Annotated in this window: 22 protein-coding genes and 1 pseudogene; 9 read left to right on the top strand and 14 right to left on the bottom strand. The window is 42.6% G+C overall.

Annotated elements, in window-relative coordinates:
* Positions 1–475: 475 nt before the first annotated feature.
* The 3 genes from DA100_RS02450 to DA100_RS02440 all read left to right on the top strand — a co-directional run bounded on the left by DA100_RS02450 (position 476) and on the right by DA100_RS02440 (position 4,280).
* Positions 476–2,428, top strand: coding sequence for a PTS mannitol transporter subunit IICBA (locus tag DA100_RS02450; RefSeq protein ID WP_138970715.1), 1,953 nt, complete (start codon positions 476–478; stop codon positions 2,426–2,428).
* A 113-nt stretch (positions 2,429–2,541) separates the two neighbouring features.
* Entirely contained in the window at positions 2,542–3,690 is a 1,149-nt protein-coding gene (locus tag DA100_RS02445; RefSeq protein ID WP_138970714.1) for a mannitol-1-phosphate 5-dehydrogenase, read from the top strand.
* Positions 3,691–3,749: 59 nt separating this feature from the next.
* On the top strand, positions 3,750–4,280 hold the full coding sequence (locus DA100_RS02440; protein WP_138970713.1) for an MltR family transcriptional regulator: 531 nt from the start codon (positions 3,750–3,752) through the stop codon (positions 4,278–4,280).
* A gap of 156 nt (positions 4,281–4,436) precedes the next feature.
* Here the strand turns inward: DA100_RS02440 and DA100_RS02435 are convergent, their stop codons facing one another.
* From DA100_RS02435 to DA100_RS02420, 4 genes and pseudogenes are all read right to left on the bottom strand, one after another.
* Positions 4,437–5,060: a bifunctional 4-hydroxy-2-oxoglutarate aldolase/2-dehydro-3-deoxy-phosphogluconate aldolase gene (locus DA100_RS02435; protein WP_138970712.1), complete on the bottom strand. Its 624-nt coding sequence runs from the start codon at positions 5,058–5,060 to the stop codon at positions 4,437–4,439.
* 10 nt (positions 5,061–5,070) lie between these two features.
* Positions 5,071–5,208, bottom strand: a pseudogene (locus tag DA100_RS02430) (sugar kinase); the annotation flags it as partial.
* A gap of 197 nt (positions 5,209–5,405) precedes the next feature.
* The gene (locus tag DA100_RS02425) at positions 5,406–7,574 is read right to left on the bottom strand and encodes a peptidase domain-containing ABC transporter (protein WP_138970711.1); all 2,169 of its coding nucleotides are present in this window, start codon (positions 7,572–7,574) and stop codon (positions 5,406–5,408) included.
* 3 nt (positions 7,575–7,577) lie between these two features.
* The gene (locus DA100_RS02420; protein ID WP_138970710.1) at positions 7,578–8,813 is read right to left on the bottom strand and encodes an HlyD family efflux transporter periplasmic adaptor subunit; all 1,236 of its coding nucleotides are present in this window, start codon (positions 8,811–8,813) and stop codon (positions 7,578–7,580) included.
* A gap of 495 nt (positions 8,814–9,308) precedes the next feature.
* Here DA100_RS02420 and DA100_RS02415 point away from each other — a divergent pair, with 495 nt between their 5' ends.
* Positions 9,309–9,557: a hypothetical protein gene (locus tag DA100_RS02415; RefSeq protein WP_138970709.1), complete on the top strand. Its 249-nt coding sequence runs from the start codon at positions 9,309–9,311 to the stop codon at positions 9,555–9,557.
* Positions 9,558–9,561: 4 nt separating this feature from the next.
* On the top strand, positions 9,562–10,359 hold the full coding sequence (locus DA100_RS02410) for a CPBP family intramembrane glutamic endopeptidase (RefSeq protein WP_138970708.1): 798 nt from the start codon (positions 9,562–9,564) through the stop codon (positions 10,357–10,359).
* Here the strand turns inward: DA100_RS02410 and DA100_RS02405 are convergent.
* The 3 genes from DA100_RS02405 to DA100_RS02395 all read right to left on the bottom strand — a co-directional run bounded on the left by DA100_RS02405 (position 10,338) and on the right by DA100_RS02395 (position 13,683).
* Positions 10,338–10,613: a hypothetical protein gene (locus DA100_RS02405; RefSeq protein ID WP_138970707.1), complete on the bottom strand. Its 276-nt coding sequence runs from the start codon at positions 10,611–10,613 to the stop codon at positions 10,338–10,340. The two genes, DA100_RS02410 and DA100_RS02405, sit on opposite strands and share 22 nt — an antisense overlap.
* Positions 10,614–11,003: 390 nt before the next feature.
* The gene (gene glmS, locus DA100_RS02400) at positions 11,004–12,836 is read right to left on the bottom strand and encodes a glutamine--fructose-6-phosphate transaminase (isomerizing) (protein ID WP_138970706.1); all 1,833 of its coding nucleotides are present in this window, start codon (positions 12,834–12,836) and stop codon (positions 11,004–11,006) included.
* An 85-nt stretch (positions 12,837–12,921) separates the two neighbouring features.
* Positions 12,922–13,683 carry a DeoR/GlpR family DNA-binding transcription regulator gene (locus DA100_RS02395; RefSeq protein WP_138970705.1) on the bottom strand — a complete coding sequence of 254 codons (762 nt, stop codon included), beginning with the start codon at positions 13,681–13,683 and terminating at the stop codon, positions 12,922–12,924.
* 431 nt (positions 13,684–14,114) lie between these two features.
* Here DA100_RS02395 and pykF point away from each other — a divergent pair, with 431 nt between their 5' ends.
* Positions 14,115–15,527: a pyruvate kinase PykF gene (gene pykF, locus DA100_RS02390; RefSeq protein WP_138970704.1), complete on the top strand. Its 1,413-nt coding sequence runs from the start codon at positions 14,115–14,117 to the stop codon at positions 15,525–15,527.
* Positions 15,528–15,613: 86 nt separating this feature from the next.
* Here the strand turns inward: pykF and DA100_RS02385 are convergent, their stop codons facing one another.
* Complete coding sequence (locus DA100_RS02385) at positions 15,614–16,309, bottom strand: oxidative stress defense protein (protein ID WP_138970703.1); 696 nt, start codon at positions 16,307–16,309, stop codon at positions 15,614–15,616.
* 97 nt (positions 16,310–16,406) lie between these two features.
* Complete coding sequence (locus DA100_RS02380) at positions 16,407–17,303, bottom strand: LysR family transcriptional regulator ArgP (RefSeq protein ID WP_006879852.1); 897 nt, start codon at positions 17,301–17,303, stop codon at positions 16,407–16,409.
* A gap of 139 nt (positions 17,304–17,442) precedes the next feature.
* Here DA100_RS02380 and DA100_RS02375 point away from each other — a divergent pair, with 139 nt between their 5' ends.
* Together DA100_RS02375 and DA100_RS02370 are read left to right on the top strand one after the other, a co-directional pair.
* Positions 17,443–18,066 (top strand): LysE/ArgO family amino acid transporter, encoded by a 624-nt coding sequence (locus DA100_RS02375; RefSeq protein WP_138970702.1) that lies wholly within the window; start codon positions 17,443–17,445, stop codon positions 18,064–18,066.
* Positions 18,067–18,083: 17 nt separating this feature from the next.
* A complete protein-coding gene (locus DA100_RS02370) occupies positions 18,084–18,581 on the top strand; it encodes a YbaK/EbsC family protein (RefSeq protein WP_138970701.1) in 498 nt (165 codons plus the stop codon).
* A gap of 56 nt (positions 18,582–18,637) precedes the next feature.
* Here DA100_RS02370 and mscS read toward each other — a convergent pair whose 3' ends face one another.
* The 4 genes from mscS to epd all read right to left on the bottom strand — a co-directional run bounded on the left by mscS (position 18,638) and on the right by epd (position 23,437).
* Positions 18,638–19,504 (bottom strand): small-conductance mechanosensitive channel MscS, encoded by an 867-nt coding sequence (gene mscS / locus DA100_RS02365; protein ID WP_138970700.1) that lies wholly within the window; start codon positions 19,502–19,504, stop codon positions 18,638–18,640.
* Positions 19,505–19,829: 325 nt separating this feature from the next.
* Positions 19,830–20,906 (bottom strand): class II fructose-bisphosphate aldolase, encoded by a 1,077-nt coding sequence (gene fbaA / locus DA100_RS02360; protein ID WP_138970699.1) that lies wholly within the window; start codon positions 20,904–20,906, stop codon positions 19,830–19,832.
* Between the two features lie 153 nt (positions 20,907–21,059).
* A complete protein-coding gene (locus DA100_RS02355) occupies positions 21,060–22,220 on the bottom strand; it encodes a phosphoglycerate kinase (protein WP_138970698.1) in 1,161 nt (386 codons plus the stop codon).
* Positions 22,221–22,402: 182 nt separating this feature from the next.
* On the bottom strand, positions 22,403–23,437 hold the full coding sequence (gene epd / locus DA100_RS02350) for an erythrose-4-phosphate dehydrogenase (RefSeq protein ID WP_138970697.1): 1,035 nt from the start codon (positions 23,435–23,437) through the stop codon (positions 22,403–22,405).
* 197 nt (positions 23,438–23,634) lie between these two features.
* On the opposite strand from epd, the gene DA100_RS02345 reads away from it, so the two are divergent.
* The gene (locus DA100_RS02345) at positions 23,635–23,871 is read left to right on the top strand and encodes a hypothetical protein (RefSeq protein WP_138970696.1); all 237 of its coding nucleotides are present in this window, start codon (positions 23,635–23,637) and stop codon (positions 23,869–23,871) included.
* 70 nt (positions 23,872–23,941) lie between these two features.
* Here the strand turns inward: DA100_RS02345 and DA100_RS02340 are convergent.
* On the bottom strand, positions 23,942–24,722 hold a 781-nt coding region (locus DA100_RS02340), incomplete at its 5' end, for a transketolase family protein (protein WP_276608329.1).

Here is a 24,722-nt window from a genome sequence, read left to right as displayed (position 1 = left end):
CTTTTCATAACAGACCAAGTCCAGTTCATATCGACACTCAGGCTTTTGTTAATTGTTACTTTGCTACAAAAACAACAAAATTAGACACAGATCACCATTTGATTGAATTTTACACAGACACCAATTGAGATAAGCATCACATTAAGCAACAAATCCCGAAAAAATCATAATCATTAAGAGATCTAAATCACATTCAATCACAGCTGTGACATTTCATTATTGAGACATAAAACATTAAAATATTGTTGACAATTTTGTATCTTTGAATTTGTAGCAAAATTACATTGTCAGAAAGGGTAATAGGTCACTAAAAAAAGGTTTGATATAGGCGAATTTAGAGAGAGACATCACAAAAAACCCGTTGTCAGTTCTAAAAGAAAGTTGTGTGGTAAATTGATTAGGTACTAAGCAATCAAGCGGTTTTGGCGAACCGTACTACTACAATATTCATCAGAACATCAAACGGGGAACTCCTATGATATCACCAGATGCGAAGATCAAGATACAAAATTTTGGTCGTTTTCTGTCTAATATGGTAATGCCTAACATTGGCGCGTTTATCGCGTGGGGCTTTATTACCGCACTATTTATCCCAACAGGCTGGCTGCCAAATGAGACACTAGCATCCATGGTTGGGCCTATGATTACCTATCTCCTGCCATTACTGATCGGCTATACCGGCGGTAAGTTAATTGGTGGAGAACGAGGAGCTGTTGTCGGTGCAATCACCACTATGGGTGTGATTGTCGGCACAGACATCCCAATGTTCATGGGCGCTATGATGGTTGGTCCACTCGGTGGCTGGGCAATCAAAAAATTCGACAACTACATTGACGGTAAAGTGAAAAGTGGTTTTGAGATGTTGGTAAACAACTTCTCAGCGGGCATCATCGGCATGATTTGCGCCATTCTTGCTTATCTATTTATTGGTCCGTTTGTCAAAGTTCTATCCGGTGGCCTAGCGGCTGGCGTAAACTTCTTGGTGTCAGCACACCTTCTACCTTTGACCTCCATTTTTGTTGAACCCGCGAAGATCTTATTCCTTAACAACGCCATTAACCACGGTATCTTCTCACCACTGGGGATCCAGCAAGCCTCAGAAGCAGGACAATCTATTTTCTTCCTGATCGAAGCTAACCCAGGTCCTGGTTTAGGAATTCTGCTTGCGTACATGGTGTTTGGTAAAGGAACCGCACGACAAACAGCCGGTGGTGCTTCGATTATCCATTTCTTTGGCGGTATTCATGAGATCTACTTCCCGTACATTCTAATGAATCCACGCTTAATTCTTGCAGCAATTGCAGGTGGTATGACAGGTGTCTTCGTTCTTGTGATGTTCAATGCAGGAATTGTGTCTCCGGCTTCTCCTGGTTCTATCTTCGCGATTTTACTGATGACACAAAAAGCTTCCATTGTTGGCGTACTGGCCTCAATTGCCGCTGCAACTGGCGTATCATTTGCTGTGGCAGCCGTGCTAATGAAGACACAAACATCAACAGAGGAAGACGGTGATGAGGCAGCGCTAGAAAAAGCAACATCACAGATGAAAGATATGAAAGCGGCATCTAAATCAAATGGTGCTGCACACAGCCAAAGCAAAGGCAATACAGAACTTGCCGATGTAAAAAGCATCGTAGTGGCATGTGACGCAGGTATGGGCTCCAGCGCGATGGGGGCAAGTATGTTGCGTAAAAAAGTTCAATCCGCGGGTCTCAACATCAGCGTTACCAATCTTGCTATCAACAGCTTAACAGAGAGTGCCGATATCGTGATTACTCACAAAGATTTGACCGATCGAGCTCGTAAACACGCACCAAATGCACAACACATTTCATTGACTAACTTTCTAGACAGCGAAATGTACAACCAGCTAGTCATGAAGCTGCTTGCAGCACAGAAACAATCGGCAGCGAACGATGACAAACTTATCAAAGTCTCTGTACTTGCTGCTAACGATGATAACTATGAACCACAACAGCCATCAGTATTCCAGATTGAACGTAAAAACATTCATTTAGGTTTACAAGCGAACAGCAAAGAGGAAGCAATTCGTTTTGCGGGAAACAAACTCGTGGAACTGGGTTACGCAGAACCCGAATACGTTGACGCGATGTTTGAGCGTGAAGCGCTTGTATCCACTTATCTTGGTGAGTCAATTGCAGTACCACACGGTACGGTTGAAGCAAAAGACCGCGTGAAGAAAACAGGCATCGTTATCTGCCAATACCCCGCAGGTATCCAATTTACAGAAGACGACGAAGATATCGCCAAACTTGTTATCGGCATTGCAGCCAAAAACGACGAACACATTCAAGTCATTACCACCATCACAAACGCGCTCGATGAGCCTGAAGCAATTGAAAAACTGACAAGCACTAAGGACATAGAAGAAATTCTCACCATCCTTGGCGGTCAACAAGCAGCCTAATTGCTTCTTATATTTTGCTCCTGAGCAAACTGAGGTCGGCTGTCACCCCCTATGCGGTTGACCTCAACCTAGATTCGTTTTCGTCAAATTTTAGATTTTGGTAGGTAAGTATTATGAAAAACGCAGTCCATTTTGGTGCAGGTAACATTGGTCGTGGCTTCATTGGTAAATTGCTGGCAGATGCAGACGTAGAAGTCACTTTTGCTGACGTTGACGTCCCTTTGGTAGATCAACTTAGTCATAAGCAAGAATATAAAGTCAAAGTTGTTGGTACAGAGTGCAAAATTGACACAGTAACTCATGTCACCGCAGTGAACTCGGCGAGTGAAGAGGTGATTGAGCGTATTGTTAAAACCGACTTGGTGACAACGGCGGTTGGGCCAAATGTACTAGACATCATTGCCAAAACCATTGCGGCAGGTATTACTAAACGTTTTGCCGTTAATAACGACAAGCCACTCAACATCATCGCATGTGAAAACATGATCCGAGGTACGACTCACTTAAAAGGCCAGGTATACAAGCATCTCGATGCATCGCTTCATTCGAAGGCTGATGAGCTAGTCGGATTTGTAGACTCGGCTGTCGATCGCATTGTTCCACCAGCGGAAGCAGCGAATGACGACCCACTCGAAGTGACGGTGGAAAGTTTCAGTGAATGGATCGTCGATGAGCAGCAGTTCAAAGGAGAAATTCCTGATATTTCAGGCATGGAGAAAACCGATAACCTAATGGCGTTTGTAGAACGAAAATTATTTACGCTCAATACAGGTCATTGCGTCACCGCCTACTTAGGCTGCCTTAAAGGTCATCGCACAATCCGCGAAGCGATAGAAGATCCCAAAATTTACGCCGATGTTAAACAAGCAATGCGTGAGAGTGGTGAAGTCCTCATTCGTCGTTATGGTTTTGCCCCAGACATGCACAACGCATACATAGAAAAGATCCTCAGCCGCTTTGCTAACCCTTATTTAGTCGATGAAGTGGATCGCGTTGGAAGACAACCTCTTCGTAAATTAGGGGCAAACGATAGATTAGTGAAGCCATTACTGGGTACAATCGAGTATGGCACTGAAAATAAAACGCTTTTAAAAGGAATTGCAGCTGCACTTAAATACCATAACAGCGATGATCCGCAGGCCGTTGAGTTGCAAAAGAGCCTAAAAGAGTTAGGCGTTAGTAAAACGCTGGCTCTCTACACTGGCTTAAAAGAACACAGTAAAGAAGTCACTAAGATCAAAGCGATCTTCGAGACACTATAACGACAATAAACTAGGGGGAGTTAAACCTCCCCTTTACAACAAAGTAATTAGTTCAGTATATGGCAGAGAAAATTAGTGAAACTGAAATAATAGAGCGACTCAATAGCGCCCCTTCGGTGCGTGGCTTTTTCATTGCTGCCGTAGATGTATTTGACGAGTCAATTGACGCGCTAATACAGAGAATCTTCCAAAAAGATAACTTTGCGGTGCAATCTGTTGTTGGTCCCTTACTGCATGATTCCGGCCCACTAGGTAATCTGTCGGTACGTTTAAAACTACTCTATGGTCTAGGTGTACTTCCCGATAACGTCTACCACGACATTGAAGACATTATCAAAATCAAAAATACGCTCAATAGCGATGCCACCGACTACGATTTTACTGATCCAACCATCCTAGCGCCGATAAAAAAACTCAATTTGGTTCAAACTATGGGAATGGTTCAATTAGAGGTTTCAGAGCCAGATGGCGATATCGATTTAGAGTTTTACCAGCTTCAGCTTCAACGCCAGCAACAGATTATTAAATCAGGGCTTTCTTTGGCGATTGTTGCAATCTGCAATGAACTCGGTAAAGAGAGCCCATTCTAACGCCCATTAGGCTTTTCCTATCTCAGCTCATGCCATCGAAAGCGGTCTCCTATCGATTTGTAAGCTCGTAAAATAGTGATTTGTAATAAACAGCAACGTTAGATACAAAAACGCCTGCGTCATCGCAGGCGTTAAATGAAAGTTAATCGATGAGTGCTAAGCAATAATACCTGCCACCTCACGTACCAGTTTCGCCAAATCATCCCACTGCTCGTTATCAATGAGATCACCAGGAACCATCCAAGTACCGCCACAAGCTAAAACAGACGATATCGATAGGTAGTCTTTTACATTATTTGGGCTAACACCACCTGTAGGCATAAATTTCACTGGGTAGACAGCAGATAGCGCTTTAAGCATAGCGACACCTCCTGAAGGCTCCGCAGGGAAAAACTTCAGGGTGCGTAAACCCATTTCCATCGCCAGTTCAACCAAGCTTGGGTTGTTAACGCCAGGGACAATCATTACGTTGCGCTGTTGACAGTATCTTACCGTCGTTGGGTTGAAACCTGGGCTAACAATAAAGTCGACACCCGCATCAATCGCATCATCGACTTGCGCACTTGTTAACACGGTTCCCGCACCAATTAGCATCTCTGGATAAGCTTCACGCATGTTTTTGATCGCCAATACCGCATCTTCTGTACGGAAAGTGACTTCTGCACACGGAAGACCATTCTCAATGAGTACCTGTGCCAGTTTAACCGCTTTGCCAGCATCTTTGATTGCGATGACAGGGACGACTTTAATTTCTGCAAGTTGTTGGTTAAGATCTTTCATTTCAGGTTCCTTAAATAATTGGCATCGCTTGGCTTGGAATAATCGCACCACGATGTTGAATAACAGTACCAGCCACTTTGTGCCCAGCAAGCGCAGACTCAGCAAGATCTCCGCCTAAAATTCGTTTTGCTAGATAACCAGCGCTAAAATAGATCATTTGATACTGGCAGAGATCCCCCCTCTGGCAGGATAGATGTCACTGTTAAAATTGAACCAGTTTGGGGCGTAAAGAGTGAATAGTGTCTCGTATTCCAACAGAAAGAAAAGAAGCGATATTAAAGAAGCTACTGCCTCCGTACTCAATGTCAGTGAGTCAACTATCAAAAGAAGAAGGCATTAGCACCGCTACCCTGTATCACTGTTCGTTGGTTGATTAAAGTACTCTTCAGCTTGAGTCATAGAATTAGGATTTAAATTTATGACTCTGTTAGCTGATCTGATCGTCTCTTTACGGTGAGCTATCACAATCTTGGTTATTTTGAGTTGGTTTATATTTACGTTTATCGTTTTCTCATTGTCTGAGTCTAAATGGCTTGTAGACTCATCCAGGCATAAAACTTTTGGTTCCTTATAGAGAGCCCTGGCTAAGAAAATTCGCTGCAATTGGCCGCCCGAGAAGCTGCTTCCCATATCTCCAACCTGAGTATGAAATCCCATAGGTAATTGATTTATTTCGTCCCAAATACAGGCAGTCTTACAACATCTAACCATTTTTTCTTCTTGAAAATTATCCACATCAAACATTGTGATGTTTTCGGTTAAGGTTCCTGAAAACAAACTGTCATTTTGCATTACACTACCCAGTATACCTCTGTAGCTTGTAACTGACACCTCATTGATATTTACATTATCTATATAAATGCTGCCACTATTTGGCTTTAACAGTCCAAGGATAAGCTTGAGTAATGTTGTTTTGCCACAACCTGAAGGGCCGACGATAGCGACGCTCTCACCAGGCGCAATCTCAAATGAAATATCCTTCAGTATCCAGTCTGTATTGTCAGAATATCGAAACCATAAGTTACTCACTTTTATATAACCTTGGACAGAATGAGGAAGAATGACTGAACCATCATCATTTTCGGTTTCCTCGAAAGTGATGTCTGATAATCGCTCTAGATGTAAACCTATTAACTTAAATGTTATTAATTTATCAATTAGGGAAAAAATACTGGAAGTAAATTGGCTTCTATATGCCAGAAATGCTATCAACATTCCTACGGATAGTTGTTCTTCCATCACTATCAACGCCCCAAAATAAATGACTAATATTAGCTCTAAGCTGTTAAGTGAATTTTCAAGACTTTCTTCCGCAATGCTTAACTTACCCAAGCGAATATCCGTATTTATGACCTCGGCATATCGATTAAGCCATGTGTTTTGCCTTGCTGTTTCGTGACTAAATAGCTTTATCGTTTGGATGCCTCTTATGGTCTCCAAAAATATAGAATCTTCCTTTGCGCCCGCGACGATAGACTCTTCTGTAACTCGTCTGTTCGGATAGTAAAAAGCCATTTGAATGACAAACGATAAAAAAACAAAACCTATCACCAGAAAAGTAAGACTTGGGCTATACACATACATCATAACGAGCACAACAATCGCCATTAACCCATCAATTAATGACTCAATGATTCCTTGCGTAAGAAACTCACGAATTGTATTTAGTGAACCAAACCGAGAAACGACATCTCCTATATGCCTTTTTTCAAAATAGTCTAATGGGAGTCTGACTAGATGATGAAACAAGTTCGCTCCCATCTGGATGTTGATTGCGCAATTTAACCTAATAATAAGCCAGCTTCTTACACACTTAACTACCACTTGAATAAGGGCTAAGAGTCCAAAACCGAGCGCCATTACTTGTAATAGGGGTTTATCGTTACTAAGTAGTACGTTATCAATCACCCATTGCAGATAATATGGTGATATCAGCTGAGAGGCCTGTATGACGATTGACACAAAAAAGAGGGAGATAAGGGAGCTCTTTAGTCCGGTCATTTTGCTCCAGAGCTGACTTATTTTCATCACCACTCTAGTATCTTGTTTTTTGAATTTACTCGCTGGCGTTAACTCTAACGCTATTCCTGTGAAGCATTCACTAAACTCTTGTAACGAAATTTTCCTTTTTCCTCGCTCCGGATCATTTATTGATAACCATTTTTTACTCACACCCGTTAACACAACGAAATGATCAAGATTCCAGTGGAGAATACACGGCAATTTCAGAAGCTTTATTTCTTCTAGATCACACTGCAATGCTCTTGATGATAGATTGATGGCACCCGAAACCGACATTAATTGTTTTAAGTTCATTCCTTGAGAACCAACGACCACATGTTTACGTAGTGATGAAAGGTTTACCTTTTGACCATAAAAAGATGAGACCATCGCTAGGCAGGCAAGACCACATTCTGATGCCTCAGATTGAAGGATAAGAGGAACTCTTTTGGCTCCGTTAAATGTCAATAAGTCCAAAGGATTAGCAGCATTACCGCTTTTCGTAGTATCCATAAATTATATCTTTCCTTTAATGGCATAAACGGGGTCGAGTAACCACTCGAGAAGTGAGCGGTTATCAAGAACAACATCAGCCTCAGCTATCATCCCAACTTTTAAAGGGAATGATTTACCATATGCGAGGATTTCTTGTTGGTTGATGCTTGCTCTGACTCGATACATCGCTTCGGTTATGTTGATCGGCAGCTTCTTATCACTGGGCAAAATAAGTGCTTTATCAATATTGCTAATTTTACCTTCTACTAGACCAAATTTTTGATATGGGAAGGCATCAAATCTGATTTTTACTTGATCTCCAACCTGAATAAAACCAGCAGATCTGGATGGTAAAAGGAGCTCTAAGATTAGTGGTGAGTTTTTTGGGATGATACTTAGAATAGGGCTGTCTGAGTCAACTTGACTGCCAATAGAAGGCTGTATAGCCGTAACAATGCCAGACTCAGGCGCCTTTTTAATAAATTCGTACTCATTGTTTAGCCGAACAATATCAGCTTTAAGGACAGAGAGTTGTCTTTGGATACTGGTACGTTTTAGCGCTCGCTCTTCCGGTAACGAAATTCTTTGGGATTCTAAGTTCGCGATGTCCACTGAAATTGAAGCCATTTCGGTTTCTAACTTGTTTACCGAACCCTGAGCTTCCAAATAGTCTTCTTGTATAGACGAAAGAGCAGCCATGGAAAGGTAGCCTTTTTTATACAAAGCAAGATTATTGTCGTATTGCTCTTGTTTTAATTTAAGGCGCAGCTTGCTTGTTACCATCGCTTTTTGTATCGCACTTAAGCTGTGGCCAAGTTCCCTCATTTTTCGGTCAATGCTGAGTTTTGATTTATCAAAAACAATATCAGAGAACTTTAACTCCTCCTTAAGCGATGTTATCTGGCTCGACAGTTCAGCTTGTAATGCCGCAGATAGCTCAATACCAGAGATTAGATTTTGACTGTTTCTAATTTTAGCGAGTACTTGCCCTTCTTTGACATAGTCGCCTTCTGAGACTAGCAACTCTTCTAGTATCCCACTTCTTCCTGAGAAAACTTTTACTACACCTTGCTCCGGAAGCAGGTAACCTTTAACCGTCTCCTTTCGTGAGTAATGAGTGTTTAATGAGAAAATTAATAGCAGTATAAATATTGTAAAAACTAAGCTACATATGAAATAAACAGAGAATGGCTGCGTTAACGTTACTTTGCCAGGAAGACGATTCTGCTTAGCTCTTACTGCTTCATTTCTGAACAAATGTCATTCCTTACATATGCTTTTGGGTTAAAAATTCGCCTGAGTATTGTCAGAAGTCAATAAAGATTGGTCGATCACAATAAAGTTTGATCGTTTTGCTTTTGGTTTCGCCACTTCGGAAAAACTATACAGGGAAGTATTTTCCGAAATTGGGGTTAGTTAAGCTTGCTAAAACAATAAGAATGAAAAACTTGGTGTTGATGTGGGCTGTTGGTCCATACAATAAATGATCAAACTTTACTTCTCTCACGGTTTGATATACCTCCAAATCGACGCAATTCAGATCAAAAAAATTGTCCGATGGCTAATATAATACGAAAAGTTCATCAATAAATAATCAATAAATATATAAACTGCATTAATAGTGATCAGCTGTCCAGAATTGTTAATCTTTTGTGATTTGACTTGAATTTTTGTTTTCCTTAGTGTTAATGATCTATTGCAAGTACTTGCTTTACATTTGTTTATTGTCATTTACTAGATAAGGAATTATCAATGAAAGTATTATCAGAAAGCGCTCTCTCACAGGTAACAGGAGCATCGCGCTCTCTTGGCGGTTGGGGAGGCTGGTTGACAGGTAATTATGGTGACCTGTCTAACGCGCAGGCTAAGAGAAATTACGAAAGTTACCGAGAGCGCCGTGATAGAAGTGGCGATCGAGCTGCGCGTTCACGTTCACGTTCTCGCAGTGATATGAACTCACCTGGCGATCAACGTTCAAGTGATAGACGAGGTGGTCGTTAGTACCATGTTAAAGATTGCTATATTAATTATTTTTATAGCTGCAAGTGCCTCGCCCCTCGCAGGGCACTTGTTTTTTAGTCTCTATGACTCTATTGAAATACTTAGACAGTTTGACGTTAGTGTTCTTTCATCTTACTGGGTGATTATTGTTCATTTAAGCCGTGTTACTTTCGCTATGGCACTATTCGGGCCACTTTTGAATGATGGTGTTCCTACTGCCCCACCTTTTAAAAAATTGATGACAGTCGCGACTCTATATTTTCCTCTTTCAATAGCTGTGTTTTATTTTTCGACTGCTCTATGTTACACCATTGATTCAAACTATATCTTAAATCAGCTCAACCGTTATCAGCCCATGTTTAAAAATGATGGGGGGTTAATAAACTGGCTAAGCGTAATTGAGTCTGCCTTGTTATTTTGTATTCTTGTTCCTGTGTTAGAAGAAGTGATTTTTCGTGGATATCTGTTAAAGCAGTGCCTAAGTAGGTTTGGCTTAATCATCTCTATTTTTATTTCATCGCTTTGCTTTGGTATGTTGCATCAAGACATTTTGCATGCATTCATTATGGGTGGCGTTTTAGGATGGATATTTTATAAATTTGGCTTGCGAGTATCCATTGTTACCCACTGCATACACAATTTAGTTCTACTCGTCGTTAATGTTCTCTATTTTGAGATCGAGGGTAACTATGCATTACCTTCTTTGGATAGTTCACCATATATACCGAGCATCCCCCAAATCGTTGCGATTCTTTTTTTAGCAATCTTTTCAAAGTATATCTATCGAAGCGTTATTAAGTAACTGATCGCAAGGTTAAATACGCCAACAGTAATGAAAATGATAGTTACTCTCAAACTATTAGTTTGGTCAGATGAACTAGTAGAGGATTTATTACCATTAAAAATCAGGCCACCAAATGCGATTGAAGCAATACCAGCATAGGCATAACCGTTAGTTAGCGTGATGTTATCAGGTAAAAGCTTAAAGCTCCAAAAGAGGTAAATACTGGCAGCGGTGATTAAACTCGCTACTAAAAGTGAAAACATGTATTTCATATTTATAGTATCTCTTGAGTCGAGAGTTGTATAGGTAGCATCATGAATAAGCTCTTTAAATCTACGATCATATAATACAAAGAGGAAGAAATATATTCTTCCAATTTTTTATCATAAATCTTTCTTTAAAAGTATTTTACACACTAAAGCTAAATATGTTCTTGCCTTCTAAAACTACTAGTTAAGAAATTGCATAATTAATCATTAGTTAAAATAGGTCAATTAATGACAAAATAAATGTGTCCTAGAGCTTAGGTTGGCACGCTTTTGGGCAGAAACGTTTTAGAAATGGCAGCGTACTCTGATCGCTGCCATTTTAGTATGACACTTTAATACATAGTATGAATCTTTATTCTACTCACACAACCATTTCTGTGGTTCGAAAAACGGTTATTCCACCGTTACCGCTTTGGCAAGATTACGTGGTTGGTCAACATCGGTACCTTTGATTAACGCCACATAGTACGACAACAACTGCATTGGGATCGTGTAGTAGATAGGCGCTGTAATATCGCTGACATGGGGCATAGTGATGATTTTCATCGTTTCATCCGCTTCAAAGCCAGCTTCTTCATCAGCAAAGACGTACAGCAAACCACCACGCGCACGCACTTCTTCGATATTCGATTTAAGCTTCTCTAACAGCTCATTGCTTGGCGCAACAACCACAACTGGCATATCCGCATCAATCAACGCAAGAGGACCATGTTTCAATTCACCCGCCGCGTAGGCTTCCGCGTGAATATAAGAGATCTCTTTTAGTTTTAGAGAGGCTTCCATCGCAATTGGGTAGAACTCACCTCGGCCAAGGAACAGAGTATGGTGCTTGTCAGCGAAGTCGGTCGCCAATTCCTCAATGTCTTTTTCAAAGGAAAGCGCTGCGTTGATTTGTTTTGGTAACGCATGCAATGCTTCTACGATCTCTTTCTCTTTTTCTTTAGTGATACGGCCTTGTTGCTTGCCCAAAGCAGTGACTAGCATAAGTAACGCAGATAGCTGAGTAGTGAACGCTTTCGTTGAAGCGACACCAATTTCTACCCCTGCGCGAGTCATAAACGCAAAATCTGATTCACGTACTAGCGATGAACCCGCTACGTTACAAATGGTCATTGCCGCCATGTAACCTTTCTCTTTTGCTAGGCGAAGAGCAGCAAGGGTATCCGCCGTTTCACCAGATTGAGACAAGGTAATCAGCAAGCTGTTTGGACGAGTGACAAACTTACGGTAACGGAACTCTGATGCAATTTCTACATCGCAGCTTACGCCAGCAATATCTTCAAACCAGTAACGAGCAGTCATACCAGCATTGTATGACGTACCACAGGCTACAATTTGGATATGCTCGACTTTGCTTAAGATCTCTGCCGCATTGACCCCAATAGATTCCGTTACGACCGAATCTGAAGTGATACGCCCTTCCATGGTGTTGATTAAAGCGGTCGGCTGTTCGTAGATCTCTTTTTGCATAAAGTGACGATACTGACCTTTATCACCCGCATCATGCTCTGCATTGGACTCAATGATTTCACGCTCAACACGTTCACCACTCTCATCAAACACAGTCACCTCACGGCGGGTAATTTCAGCTACGTCACCTTCCTCAAGGTACATAAAGCGACGAGTTACGTTAAGCAGTGCCAGTTGGTCTGAAGCTAGGAAATTTTCGCCTACACCAAAACCAATGACGATTGGGCTGCCTGAACGCGCAACCACAATACGAGAAGGATCTTTACGATCCAAAGCCACGGTACCGTATGCACCATGCAGCTGCTGAGCCGTTTTTTGAAACGCTTCGAGTAACGATTGCGAGGTACGTAGCTCCCATTCGACTAGATGAGCAATAACTTCTGTATCTGTTTGAGACTCAAATACGTAACCACGTGATTTCAATAATTCACGTAACTCTTCATGGTTTTCAATAATACCATTGTGCACAACGGCAATATCACCTGACATATGAGGGTGTGCATTGATCTCTGAAGGCTCGCCATGAGTTGCCCAACGTGTATGGGCAATCCCTGTACCACCAATAACTTGCGCTGCATCTACAGCATCAGCAAGTTCTTGTACTTTACCTAAACGGCGCAGACGAGTCAGATTAGAATTGCTATCAACAATCGCAACCCCCGCTGAATCGTAGCCACGGTACTCTAAGCGACGTAAGCCTTCGACTAAGATTTCTGCAACATCTCGCTGTGCTACCGCACCGACGATTCCACACATAGTTCAACTCCCTTGTGTTTGTTCCGATTGGCAGCAAGCAAAGGCCATATTCGGAGAGTTAAGTTTTATAAAGTTGGTATTTTGGTTAGGCGCAAACCACTTTCACGCCATGAGATTCAATTTTTTCTTTAAACTCTGGGTTTAAGTCTTTGTTTGTAATCAATATGTCAATCACATCCCAAGCCAGTTCTAGGTTAGGGATCTTGCGACCAATCTTTTCTGATTCCACCATAACAATGACTTCCCGCGATACTTCAGCCATAACTTTACTCAGGCCAACCAACTCATTGAACGTAGTTGTACCACGCTCGAGATCGACACCATCCGCTCCAATAAACAATTGGTCAAAGTCATATGATCGTAGAACAGATTCTGCCACCTGCCCCTGAAACGACTCTGAATGTGCATCCCAAGTGCCCCCCGTCATTAGCAAAGTCGGCTCACTTTCAAGTTCATTAAGTGCATTCGCAACATTGAGTGAGTTGGTCATCACGATCAGCCCTCTCATCCCATCAAGCTGCTTGATTAACGCCCCTGTAGTGCTACCACTATCGATGACAATACGGTTATGCTCTCGAATCAACTTTGCGGCGGCTTGAGCCAACTCATTCTTTCGAACCGAAACATTTTCACTCATTTCATCGCTAACGACTTCTTTCGGTAATGCTATCGCACCACCATAGCGACGAAGTAGCTGCCCATTCTTTTCCAAAGAAGCCAGATCCTTTCTGATCGTTACCTCAGATGTTTCAAACTGAATGGATAGAGCTTCGACACTGACTTCTCCTTTTTCATTTACAAGGTTAGAAATCGCATGCCTTCTTAGCTGCGTGTTTCGTTTCGACATTTAATCTTTGCCTTTAAGTTTCGAAGTGAAAGAGATTATAGTCAAGTCGAAAGATTTAAGTCCATTTATTTCGATCCAAAAAATTAATAAATAGCGCAAAAACCTTGTCCTAAGACAATTCTTAACCAGTGATATTGAAATGATTCGGTGGTAGAATTCGCACCCGAAAAGAAAATAAATTACAGAAATGACCGTTATTTTTTTGCAACCTAACGAATATATCCTAGTGTTGTCACAGAAATACGGCCTAAAATCCCAACCAGTTGGTCATAAAATGACTAAACTTGGTGAAAGACTTTCAGTTCTGGAGCCGACATAAACCACTACCGTGTTGATAAGTTGGCAGGCACAAAATGCCTCAACACCTGTAGTTGCTTCAGACCAATAACCGACTTTCAAATTGTAAATCTATCGACCGGAGAGAATCTTCCATGAAAAAGACCAAAATCGTATGTACGATTGGCCCTAAAACTGAATCTGTAGAGAAGCTAACTGAACTAGTAAATGCAGGCATGAACGTTATGCGTCTTAACTTCTCTCACGGTGACTACGAAGAGCACGGCACTCGTATCGCGAACTTCCGTAAAGTAATGGAAGAGACTGGCAAACCACTTGCTATCCTTCTAGACACTAAAGGTCCTGAAATCCGTACTATCAAACTAGAAAACGGCGACGACGTTGATCTAGTAGCTGGTCAAGAGTTCACTTTCACAACTGACACTTCAGTTGTTGGTAACAAAGACAAAGTAGCAGTAACTTACGCTGGTTTTGCAGCAGACCTAAATGTTGGCAACACTATCCTAGTAGACGACGGTCTAATCGAAATGGAAGTTGTTGCAACGACTGACACTGAAGTTAAGTGTAAAGTTCTTAACAACGGTGCACTAGGTGAAAACAAAGGTGTTAACCTTCCAGGCGTATCTGTAAACCTACCAGCTCTATCTGAAAAAGATAAAAACGACCTGAAATTCGGTTGTGAGCAAGGCGTTGATTTCGTTGCTGCATCATTCATCCGTAAAGCGTCTGACGTTCAAGAGATCCGTGAAGTACTCGCTGCAAATGGCGGTGAAAACATCCACATCATCTCTAAGATCGAAAACCAAGAAGGTGTTGATAACTTCGACGAGATCCTAGAGCTTTCTGACGGTATCATGGTTGCTCGTGGTGACCTAGGTGTTGAAATCCCAGCTGAAGAAGTAATCTTCGCTCAGAAGATGATGATCGAGAAGTGTAACCGTGCTCGTAAGATGGTTATCACTGCGACTCAAATGCTTGATTCAATGATCAACAACCCACGTCCTACTCGTGCAGAAGCTGGCGACGTAGCTAACGCAGTTATGGACGGCACAGATGCAGTAATGCTTTCTGGTGAAACAGCGAAAGGTAAGTACCCAGTTGAAGCGGTAACTATCATGGCTCAAATCGCGAACCGCACTGATTCAGCTCTAAAAGCTGAGCTAGGTTCTCGTCTAGACAGCCCACGTCTACGTATCACTGAAGCGGTATGTAAAGGTGCTGTAGATACAGCTGAAAAACTAGCTGCACCACTAATCGTTGTTGCAACTGAAGGTGGTAAGTCTGCACGTTCAGTACGTAAGTACTTCCCAACTGCAAACATCCTAGCTCTAACAACTAACACTAAGACAGCTGCTCAGCTAGTTCTAACTAAAGGTGTTACTCCAGTTGTTGTTGATTCAATCGATAGCACTGACGCATTCTACGTAGCGGGTAAAGAGCTTGCTCTAGAATCAGGACTAGGTAACAAAGGTGATATCGTTGTGATGGTTTCTGGTGCTCTAGTAGCTTCAGGCACAACTAACACTGCTTCTGTACACGTTCTATAATAGAAGCGCTACAGACAAAAAAGAGGGCCTCGGCCCTCTTTTTTAATATTCAAAACACGCTGCTCTAAATCCAGCGTTGTGAGTTATTAATCCAGCTTGTAGATAACATCAACGCGATCGCGAATCACGATTCGTGAGTCTTGATAACTGTTCGATTCTACTTTGGCATCCATCGCCATCGATCTCATCAGGATTGGTTGTTGTCCAGACATGTTATAGTTAATTTGCCAGACACCATTCAGATCCTTACCAAAACCTTCTGCCAGGGATTCCGCTTTGCTATTGGCATCTTTGATCGCTGCTAAGCGCGCTTTCTGCTGGTACTGCTCCTGATCCTTCACCTGAAGCTGAATATTATCGACCTGATTAATACCAGAGTTCAAAGCAAGATCCAGATATCGATTAAGATCCGCCAGTTGATCAACAGTAACGGTAATGCTGCGCGACGCACGGTAGCCAACCAATTCTGGTTTACCTTTTTTAGGATAGTGGTATTGAGGCGTAATGTAGAGGTTTGAGCTGGTGATGTTTTGGCTCTCCACCCCTTCCTTAGCTAATGCGCTCAGGAAATCTGACACGACTTTGTCTACTGACTGCTTAGCTTGTTCCGCGGTCATGGTTGATTCAACAACCTTAACTGAAAACTGAGCCATGTCTGGCGTCGCAATCACTTCGCCATATCCGGTTGTTTCAAGATGTGGGAAGTCAGGGGAATTGGCTGCTGCACCAAAGCTCAGCATGGCGACGGACAATGATGCAATAACATAAGAAACAGCTTTCATACTTAATTACCATGTGGACTTAACTGCATACATCATAGGTAACGAACGCATTTTGACCAAGCGTTGTACGCTGTTCTGACAAAGAATTAACCCAGCACTATTTAGGCAATTCTTGGCGACTGTACTCCACGATCGCCTGGGTGATCTCCTTCAACAATCCGGTCTCTAACTGCCAATGGTGCCAATAAATCTTAAAGCTGAGTAAGAAACCCGGCATGAGATCAACCAGAGTCCCCTGCTCCAGCTCTTGACTAATCTGTAAGCGCGGTATCAAACAGTAGGCAGAACCAAGCAGTGCCAATTTGACAAACGCTTCTGAACTGGCGACTCGATGATGAGTAATCACCTCCGGAGAGAGGTTGAAGTGCTGCTTCAAAAACATCTGATGCATTTCATCATATTGGTCAAATGCAACCGCAGGTGCGCGTTTTAACGCCTCCCGCGTCACCCCATTGGCGAAGTAGCGCTGAGCAAACTCCGGGTTAGCTACGCAGACATAGTCCATACGCCCTAAATACTCGGCATAGCAGCCAGATATAGGTTCAGACTCCCAGCTAATCGCGCCTGTCACCTCGCCTTTCTTTAGTTTGTCCAGCGTTCGATCCTCACCATGAACGGCTAAGTCAAACTCGACATGGCGTGTCGTCATGATCGGAGTGAGGGCTGGTAACAACCAAGTTGCTAAGCTGTCTGCGTTAGTGGCAATAAAGATCTGAACAGGACGTAAACTCTCTTGGTTCGTCAGCTCTGGAAGCACCTCACTCTCAAGCAACTGTACTCTGTGATAAAGACCCATCAGTTTTTTACCCGCCGTCGTCAGCCTCGGTGGTTGCTCTCGAATCAGCACCGACTTGGCGAGAAACTTTTCCAGTTGCTTAACCCTTTGCGAAACAGCCGATTGAGAAATACATAGCTGCTGCGCGGCGCGTTCGAAACTTCCTTGGTTGACCACAGCTTCAAGAGCTTCAATCCATTTATAATCTAAGCCACGCATGTGAATCCTTATATTTAGGTATCTAAACCCATAAAAATTAGCAAAACTTATCATTCATTAAAATCATTAATTTCACTTATATCTCTATCTCTCCTATTTTATTCACTCTCACCATCATAGGAACGAAGGAGTAAAAACGGTGAATTTCTGGCTGGTATTACAAGGGTTTGGCTTGGGCGCAAGTATGATCATTCCGATAGGCGCTCAAAATGCTTATGTTCTTAATCAAGGAATAAAGCGCCATCACCACCTCACGACAGCAACCATATGTAGCTTGCTCGATGCACTGTTTATTTCACTGGGAATCTTCGGTGGCGGTGCGCTACTTGCCAGCAATACGACCTTACTCACAATGGTTACCATTGGCGGCATTATATTCTTAACCGTCTATGGTATTATTTCGCTTAGAAGTGCATTTTCTGGGGTTGCTGACGAGAGTGTTAATCCTGGCCGTATCAGATCGAGAGGTAGAAAAGCAGTCATAATCGGCGCCCTAGCCGTTACGGTACTTAATCCGCATCTCTATTTAGATACTGTGGTTATTTTAGGTTCGATCGGCGGACAGTTCGAAGGTCATGACAGGCTGGCATTTGCTGCCGGAACGATTTTGGCTTCCTTTGTCTGGTTCTACTCGCTTTCGTTAGGCGCAGCAAAGCTCGCTCCAACCTTGTCGCAACTCAAAGTCAGAAAAGCAATTGATATCGGGGTAGCGCTAATGATGTTTACTATTGCAGTGATGCTTTTCAAGCATTTAACTATTTAAGGAATTAGGAAGCCACCATGAACAAGCTGGATCAGATCTATCAGTTCAACATTTCGCTACTTAAAGGCTTAGAGATTGAGTATCGCCAATGGCAACATGAACCTATCCTATACTTTGCCACCGACCTCATTGTGGCTGAAAGACTGGGTTGGACAGGTACGCACAGTAAAAGCCTGTTTCTGAAACTGAAAGGAAGCGGTTTTGCTCTGTATCTTACTCACAAAGATCAAAGGCTTGATACTAAAGCAATCAAGTCACTACTTGGTAAACGTCCATCAATATGCAGTGACCAAGAGATGACTCAACAATTAGGTTGTGTGCCAGGTGCGGTGTGTCCATTTGGTATCCCCGAAGAGATCCCGATTATCGTAGACACAGGCTTATATCAAACAGAAGAGATCCTATACACCCCCGCAGACCCTGAGTTTACAATTGGCTTCTCTAGCTCATCACTGCATAAAATACTCGCAGAACTAAACAACCCCATCTTCGAACTCACCACATCAAACCTATGAAGGCATAAAAAAGCGAGGCTACTGCCTCGCTTTCTGTTGATTTTTTGATGACTCGATTAAGCGTCTACTTTGTTCAAGTGAACATCCATTTGTGGGAATGGGATTTCAATACCCGCTTCATCCAACGCTTCCTTGATTGCCTGAGTAGAATCGAAGTACACGTCCCAGTAATCCGCAGTTTTACACCATGGACGAACCACAAAGTTCACTGAAGAATCAGCAAGTGCCAGAACACCGATCTGGATATCAGGATCTTTAAGAATACGTGTGTCTTTCTCTAGTACATCACGGATCACTTGCTTAGTTTGTTTAAGATCTGATTTGTAAGAAACACCGATAACCAAATCCACACGACGTGTCTCATGGCGTGAATAGTTGGTAATTGGGCTACCGATAACGCCAGAGTTAGGAACAACGACCATTTTGTTGTCAGGCGTTTTTAACACTGTTTGGAAGATCTGAATCGCTTCTACGCTACCCGCAACACCACCAATTTCCACATAGTCACCAGACTTAAATGGACGGAATGCAACGATAAGTACACCTGCCGCAAAGTTAGACAGTGAACCTTGTAGAGCAAGACCAACAGCAAGACCGGCAGCACCGATAACAGCAACGACAGATGCGGTTTGAACACCAACTCGGCCTAACGCTGCAATAAGTACAATAACAAATAGCAGGTAACGAACTAAACCGTGGACAAACTCAACAACCGCTTTGTCCATATCTTTCTTTTCTAATACTTTAGAAACGCTGTTCGCTACTGCTTTAACGATGATATTACCGATAAACAGGATCAGAACCGCTGAAATGATATTCACACCGTACTGAACCAATAAATCAGAATTACTTGTTAGCCACTTTTCTGCTTGGCTTAAACCATCAACTAGGGGAGTTTCGATCCCCGCTGATTCACCTGCCATATATGTATCCTCAAAAAATTTATGATTCTATGAACCAAACTGCTATAGATTATTAATCAACAATGACATCTCTAATACATTTGCTGAAGCAATGTCAGTTTTTCGGCACGATATCACTTTTGACTATGTAAAAAGTCAAGTTTTTGCAAAGAGAGCGAAAACAAAGGCTTACCAGAAAAATCTGACAAGCCTTTACAAGGTTACGCAAAGAGATCAACTTTCGCCAGAATTTTTATTGAGACAACCCTACTTATGCTTTGAAGTTATGCATAAATAAAAAAGCCGCTCATTGAGCGGCTTTTTCAACATAAGCTTGTTAGACGAATTATAGTACGTCTACTGCGTTTAGGTCAGCAAAAGCTTTTTCTAGACGAGCGACCATTGAAGCCTGACCTGCACGTAGCCATACGCGTGGATCGTAGTACTTCTTGTTTGGTGCATCTTCGCCAGTTGGGTTACCGATTTGACCTTGTAGGTATTCACGGTTTTCAGCTTCATACTTACGGATGCCATCCCAAGTTGCCCACTGTGTATCAGTATCGATGTTCATTTTGATAACACCGTAGCCGATAGATTCTTGGATCTCAGCTTCAGTAGAACCAGAACCACCGTGGAATACGAAGTTTAGAGCGTTTGGTGCAATACCGAACTTCTCTGCACAGTATGCTTGAGAATCACGTAGGATAGTTGGAGTTAGAACAACGTTACCTGGCTTGTATACGCCGTGTACGTTACCGAAAGATGCTGCGATAGTGAAACGGTGGCTAACTGCGCTTAGTTTCTCGTACGCGTAAGCAACGTCTTCTGGTGAAGTGTAAAGCTCAGAAGCGTCCATGTGAGAGTTATCAACACCGTCTTCTTCACCACCAGTACAACCAAGTTCGATCTCGATTGTCATACCCATTTTAGCCATGCGCTCTAGGTACTTAGCACATGTTTCGATGTTCTCTTCTAGAGACTCTTCAGAAAGGTCTAGCATGTGAGAAGAGAATAGAGGCTTACCAGTTTGAGCGAAGTACTCTTCACCAGCGTCTAGTAGACCGTCAATCCATGGAAGAAGTTTCTTAGCAGCGTGGTCAGTGTGTAGAATCACTGGCACACCGTAAGCTTCAGCTACAGCGTGTACGTATTTCGCGCCAGCTACAGCACCAAGGATTTGAGCACCTTGACCTTCAAGTTTAACGCCTTTACCAGCGAAGAAAGCTGCACCGCCGTTAGAGAACTGAACAACAACTGGAGCTTTCACTTTAGCTGCCGCTTCTAGTACTGCGTTTACAGAGTCAGTACCAACAACGTTTACTGCTGGTAGAGCGAAGTTGTTTTCTTTTGCAACTTCAAAAACTTTCTGTACGTCATCGCCAGAGATTACACCTGGTTTTACGAAATCGAAGATCTTAGACATGGATTTAATCCTATTTATCTGTCGTTTTAAAAATAAAACTTGTTAAGTTTAAATTCTTGCAAACGTTTGCTCACAACTCGCGCTATTCTAGCAAAGAAGTGTGATGTGCAGCAAACAAGAAAGCGGGAGATTAACTCCCCCGCTTTCACTTAATTACTTAGCACGCTCTTCAAGCATCGCTACAGCTGGTAGTACTTTACCTTCAACGAATTCAAGGAATGCGCCGCCGCCGGTAGAGATGTAAGAAACGTCAGCCTTGATACCGAACTTGTCGATAGCTGCTAGCGTGTCACCACCACCTGCTACAGAGAAACCTGCAGACTGAGCGATTGCTTCAGAGATACCTTTAGTACCCGCTTCGAAGTTCTTGAACTCGAATACGCCTACAGGACCATTCCATAGAATCGTTTTTGCGTTAGCGATGATTTCAGCTAGAGCAGCTGTTGAATCAGGACCAAGGTCGAAAATCATGTCGTCATCAGAAACTTCAGATACGTGCTTGATTTCAGCTTCTGCGTTTTCATCAAATGCTTTCGCACATGCAACATCAGTTGCAACTGGAATAGAACACTCTTTCATTAGTTTTTGAGCCGTTTCAACTAGGTCAGCTTCGTATAGAGACTTACCAACATTGTAGCCAGCTGCTGCAATAAATGTGTTTGCAATACCACCACCAACAACAAGTTGGTCAGCAACTTTAGATAGAGATTCAAGAACGGTTAGTTTAGTAGAAACTTTAGAACCACCAACGATAGCAACAAGTGGACGCTCTGGGTTGTCCATTGCTTTACCTAGAGCTTCAAGTTCAGCAGCTAAAAGAGGACCAGCACATGCTACTGGAGCGTTCATACCTACACCGTGTGTAGAAGCTTGAGCACGGTGAGCAGTACCAAATGCGTCCATTACGAAGATGTCACAAAGTGCAGCGTATTTCTTAGATAGCTCTTCTTCGTTCTTCTTCTCGCCTTTGTTAAAACGAACGTTTTCAAGAACAACAAGCTCACCAGTGTTTAGCTCTAGGCCATCAAGGTAATCTTTTGCTAGTTTAACTTCGCAATCTAGAGCGTCGTTTAGGTAGTTAACTACAGGTTGTAGAGAGAACTCTTCTGCGTATTCACCTTCAGTTGGACGACCTAAGTGAGAAGTAACCATAACTTTAGCGCCTGCTTCTAGACAGTGCTTGATAGTTGGTAGAGATGCTAGGATACGTGCATCAGAAGTCACTTTGCCTTCTTTTACTGGTACGTTTAGGTCCGCACGGATAAATACACGTTTACCTGCTAGATCCAGGTCAGTCATCTTGATTACAGACATGATGTGTCCTCTCAAATATTAAATAAGTAAAGTTTTTCAGTCACCCGGCAACCCTGCCAAGCTCAATAATTCTTCAAACTGGTTTTGATATGGAGATACTTCATATTTATTTCAAGGGTAAAAATAAATATTTCTCCTTGCCGCAAACTACATTTATCCCCTAGATAGTTGGCGTTGCAGCGTCAAATATGACGGGGAGCGGCTTGCATTGCGAGCGCAGTATCCAGCATACGATTCGCAAAGCCCCATTCGTTGTCACACCAAACAAGCATCTTAACTAGATGGCCGTTACTAACTCGAGTCTGTGTACCATCGACAATCGCGCTATGGGGATCATGATTAAAGTCGATAGAAACGAGCGGCGCTTCAGTATAGTCAACAATGCCCTGTAATGTACACTGAGATGCGTTAACAATGGTTTGATTTACGTCATTAACTTTCACATTTGTATTAATTGTGACACTTAAATCCATTGCAGTAACGTTAACTGTCGGTACTCGTACTGAAATTGCCTCGAATTTGTTAGAAAATTTCGGGAATATTCTTTCAATTCCTTTATGCAACTTAGTGTCCACTGGAATGATCGATTGACTTGCAGCACGCGTGCGACGCAGATCCGAGTGGTAAGCATCGATAACTTGCTGATCGTTCATTGAGGAATGAATGGTGGTGATGGTTCCGGATTCTATCTCAAATGCATCATCGAGCGCTTTGATAATCGGCACAATACAGTTTGTGGTACAAGAGCCATTCGACACTATCTTGTCGTCAGCTTTGAGAGTTTGGTGGTTCACCCCATAAATAATGGTATTGTCGAGATCATTAGCACCAGGATGAGAGAAAAGAACTTTCTTCGCCCCTGCTTTTAAATGCTCTTGACCGTCAGCTTGAGAACCAAACACACCGGTACAGTCTAAAACCAGATCAACCTCTAAATCACGCCAAGGTAATAGCTCAATCTCACTTAGATGAAGGATACGAATAGAGTCAAACTCGCCACTTTCATGGTGAATATAGATATGCTCTTGGTCATTGGTTACTTTTTTGCCAAAACGACCATGACTTGTATCGTACTGCAGTAGGTGTGCCATAGCATCAGGTTGTGCCAACTCATTCACAGCGACGACTTTAATCTGCTGGCTTTTGCCACTTTCATATACTGCTCGCAGTACATTACGACCGATACGTCCAAATCCATTGATCGCAACTCTAAGCATGATTCCTTCGCCTTACATGATTTTCGTGTCACAAATAGTAACCGATAGCTATCAAAAGCGCATTAAGTTAGTGATATGGAGCGAACTTTTCCACATATTCACATGGCATTATATCTCAGCATTTTATATCATGGAGATGGATAAATTATTCCTATTGGCTGTTTTTCTTCAACTTTCATCAACCAAAGGAAATGATTATGTCTGGTTACCCAGCGAAACACTTTTGCCAACAATGTTCAAAAGAGACACCTCATAGCGAAGTTTTGGTGAGGAAGCCAAGCCGTTACGATAATGACCCTTCTTTACTAGGCAAAGTCAAACTTCTCCTTCATAGCTTCATCAATGGTGGACACTACTACGACATGGACAGATACGTAACGTGTAAAGAGTGTGGTCACAAGCAGCTAGACAACTGGGGTAAAGAGTTTGAATAGGCACAAGCATTCGTGATAGAAAAAAACCGAGCCAATGGCTCGGTTTTTGTTATTTGTTGCAACTGTATGCTTACGCTAGCAATTCTTTTGCTGTGTTTACTACGTTTTCAGTAGTGAAACCAAACATCTTGAACAGTTGGTCAGCTGGCGCTGATTCACCAAATGTCGTCATGCCGATGATCTTGCCACCGAAACCAACATACTTGTACCAGAAGTCCGCAATACCCGCTTCGATAGCGATACGTGCTGTGACGTCTGATGGTAGTACTGCTTCGCGGTATGCTGCATCTTGTTTGTCGAAAGCATCGGTTGATGGCATAGAAACAACGCGAACATTCTTACCTTCTGCTGTTAGCTGTGCTGCTGCTTCTACCGCTAGCTCTACTTCAGAACCTGTTGCGATAAGGATAAGCTCTGGCTTACCTGCACACTCTTTCAGGATGTAAGCACCTTTAGCGATGTTGGCGAGTTGTTCAGCGTCACGCTCTTGTTGTGCAAGGTTTTGACGAGAGAAGATAAGAGATGTAGGGCCATCTTTACGCTCGATTGCCAGTTTCCAAGCAACGGCTGACTCAACTTGGTCACATGGACGCCATGTGCTCATGTTTGGCGTTAGACGTAGAGAAGCCATTTGCTCAACCGGTTGGTGAGTTGGACCATCTTCGCCTAGACCGATAGAGTCGTGCGTGTAAACTTGGATGTTCTGAACTTTCATCAGAGCAGCCATACGCATTGCGTTACGCGCGTATTCCATGAACATTAGGAATGTTGCACCGTATGGCACGAAACCACCGTGTAGCGCAATACCGTTCATGATAGCCGTCATACCGAATTCACGCACACCGTAGTGA

The organism is Vibrio sp. Hep-1b-8, from assembly GCF_006124995.1.
GTDB lineage: Bacteria > Pseudomonadota > Gammaproteobacteria > Enterobacterales > Vibrionaceae > Vibrio.
Note: the sequence above shows the minus strand (reverse complement) of the source record. Positions and strands in the feature narration are given on the sequence as shown.

Bases quoted from the DNA above. Each gene is read 5' to 3' on its own strand.
- DA100_RS02450 (WP_138970715.1), top strand. From the start codon at position 476: ATGATATCACCAGATGCGAAGATCAAGATACAAAATTTTGGTCGTTTT.
- DA100_RS02445 (WP_138970714.1), top strand. From the start codon at position 2,542: ATGAAAAACGCAGTCCATTTTGGTGCAGGTAACATTGGTCGTGGCTTC.
- DA100_RS02440 (WP_138970713.1), top strand. From the start codon at position 3,750: ATGGCAGAGAAAATTAGTGAAACTGAAATAATAGAGCGACTCAATAGC.
- DA100_RS02435 (WP_138970712.1), bottom strand. From the start codon at position 5,060: ATGAAAGATCTTAACCAACAACTTGCAGAAATTAAAGTCGTCCCTGTC.
- DA100_RS02425 (WP_138970711.1), bottom strand. From the start codon at position 7,574: ATGGATACTACGAAAAGCGGTAATGCTGCTAATCCTTTGGACTTATTG.
- DA100_RS02415 (WP_138970709.1), top strand. From the start codon at position 9,309: ATGAAAGTATTATCAGAAAGCGCTCTCTCACAGGTAACAGGAGCATCG.
- DA100_RS02410 (WP_138970708.1), top strand. From the start codon at position 9,562: ATGTTAAAGATTGCTATATTAATTATTTTTATAGCTGCAAGTGCCTCG.
- DA100_RS02405 (WP_138970707.1), bottom strand. From the start codon at position 10,613: ATGAAATACATGTTTTCACTTTTAGTAGCGAGTTTAATCACCGCTGCC.
- glmS (WP_138970706.1), bottom strand. From the start codon at position 12,836: ATGTGTGGAATCGTCGGTGCGGTAGCACAGCGAGATGTTGCAGAAATC.
- DA100_RS02395 (WP_138970705.1), bottom strand. From the start codon at position 13,683: ATGTCGAAACGAAACACGCAGCTAAGAAGGCATGCGATTTCTAACCTT.
- pykF (WP_138970704.1), top strand. From the start codon at position 14,115: ATGAAAAAGACCAAAATCGTATGTACGATTGGCCCTAAAACTGAATCT.
- DA100_RS02385 (WP_138970703.1), bottom strand. From the start codon at position 16,309: ATGAAAGCTGTTTCTTATGTTATTGCATCATTGTCCGTCGCCATGCTG.
- DA100_RS02380 (WP_006879852.1), bottom strand. From the start codon at position 17,303: ATGCGTGGCTTAGATTATAAATGGATTGAAGCTCTTGAAGCTGTGGTC.
- DA100_RS02370 (WP_138970701.1), top strand. From the start codon at position 18,084: ATGAACAAGCTGGATCAGATCTATCAGTTCAACATTTCGCTACTTAAA.
- mscS (WP_138970700.1), bottom strand. From the start codon at position 19,504: ATGGCAGGTGAATCAGCGGGGATCGAAACTCCCCTAGTTGATGGTTTA.
- fbaA (WP_138970699.1), bottom strand. From the start codon at position 20,906: ATGTCTAAGATCTTCGATTTCGTAAAACCAGGTGTAATCTCTGGCGAT.
- DA100_RS02355 (WP_138970698.1), bottom strand. From the start codon at position 22,220: ATGTCTGTAATCAAGATGACTGACCTGGATCTAGCAGGTAAACGTGTA.
- epd (WP_138970697.1), bottom strand. From the start codon at position 23,437: ATGCTTAGAGTTGCGATCAATGGATTTGGACGTATCGGTCGTAATGTA.
- DA100_RS02345 (WP_138970696.1), top strand. From the start codon at position 23,635: ATGTCTGGTTACCCAGCGAAACACTTTTGCCAACAATGTTCAAAAGAG.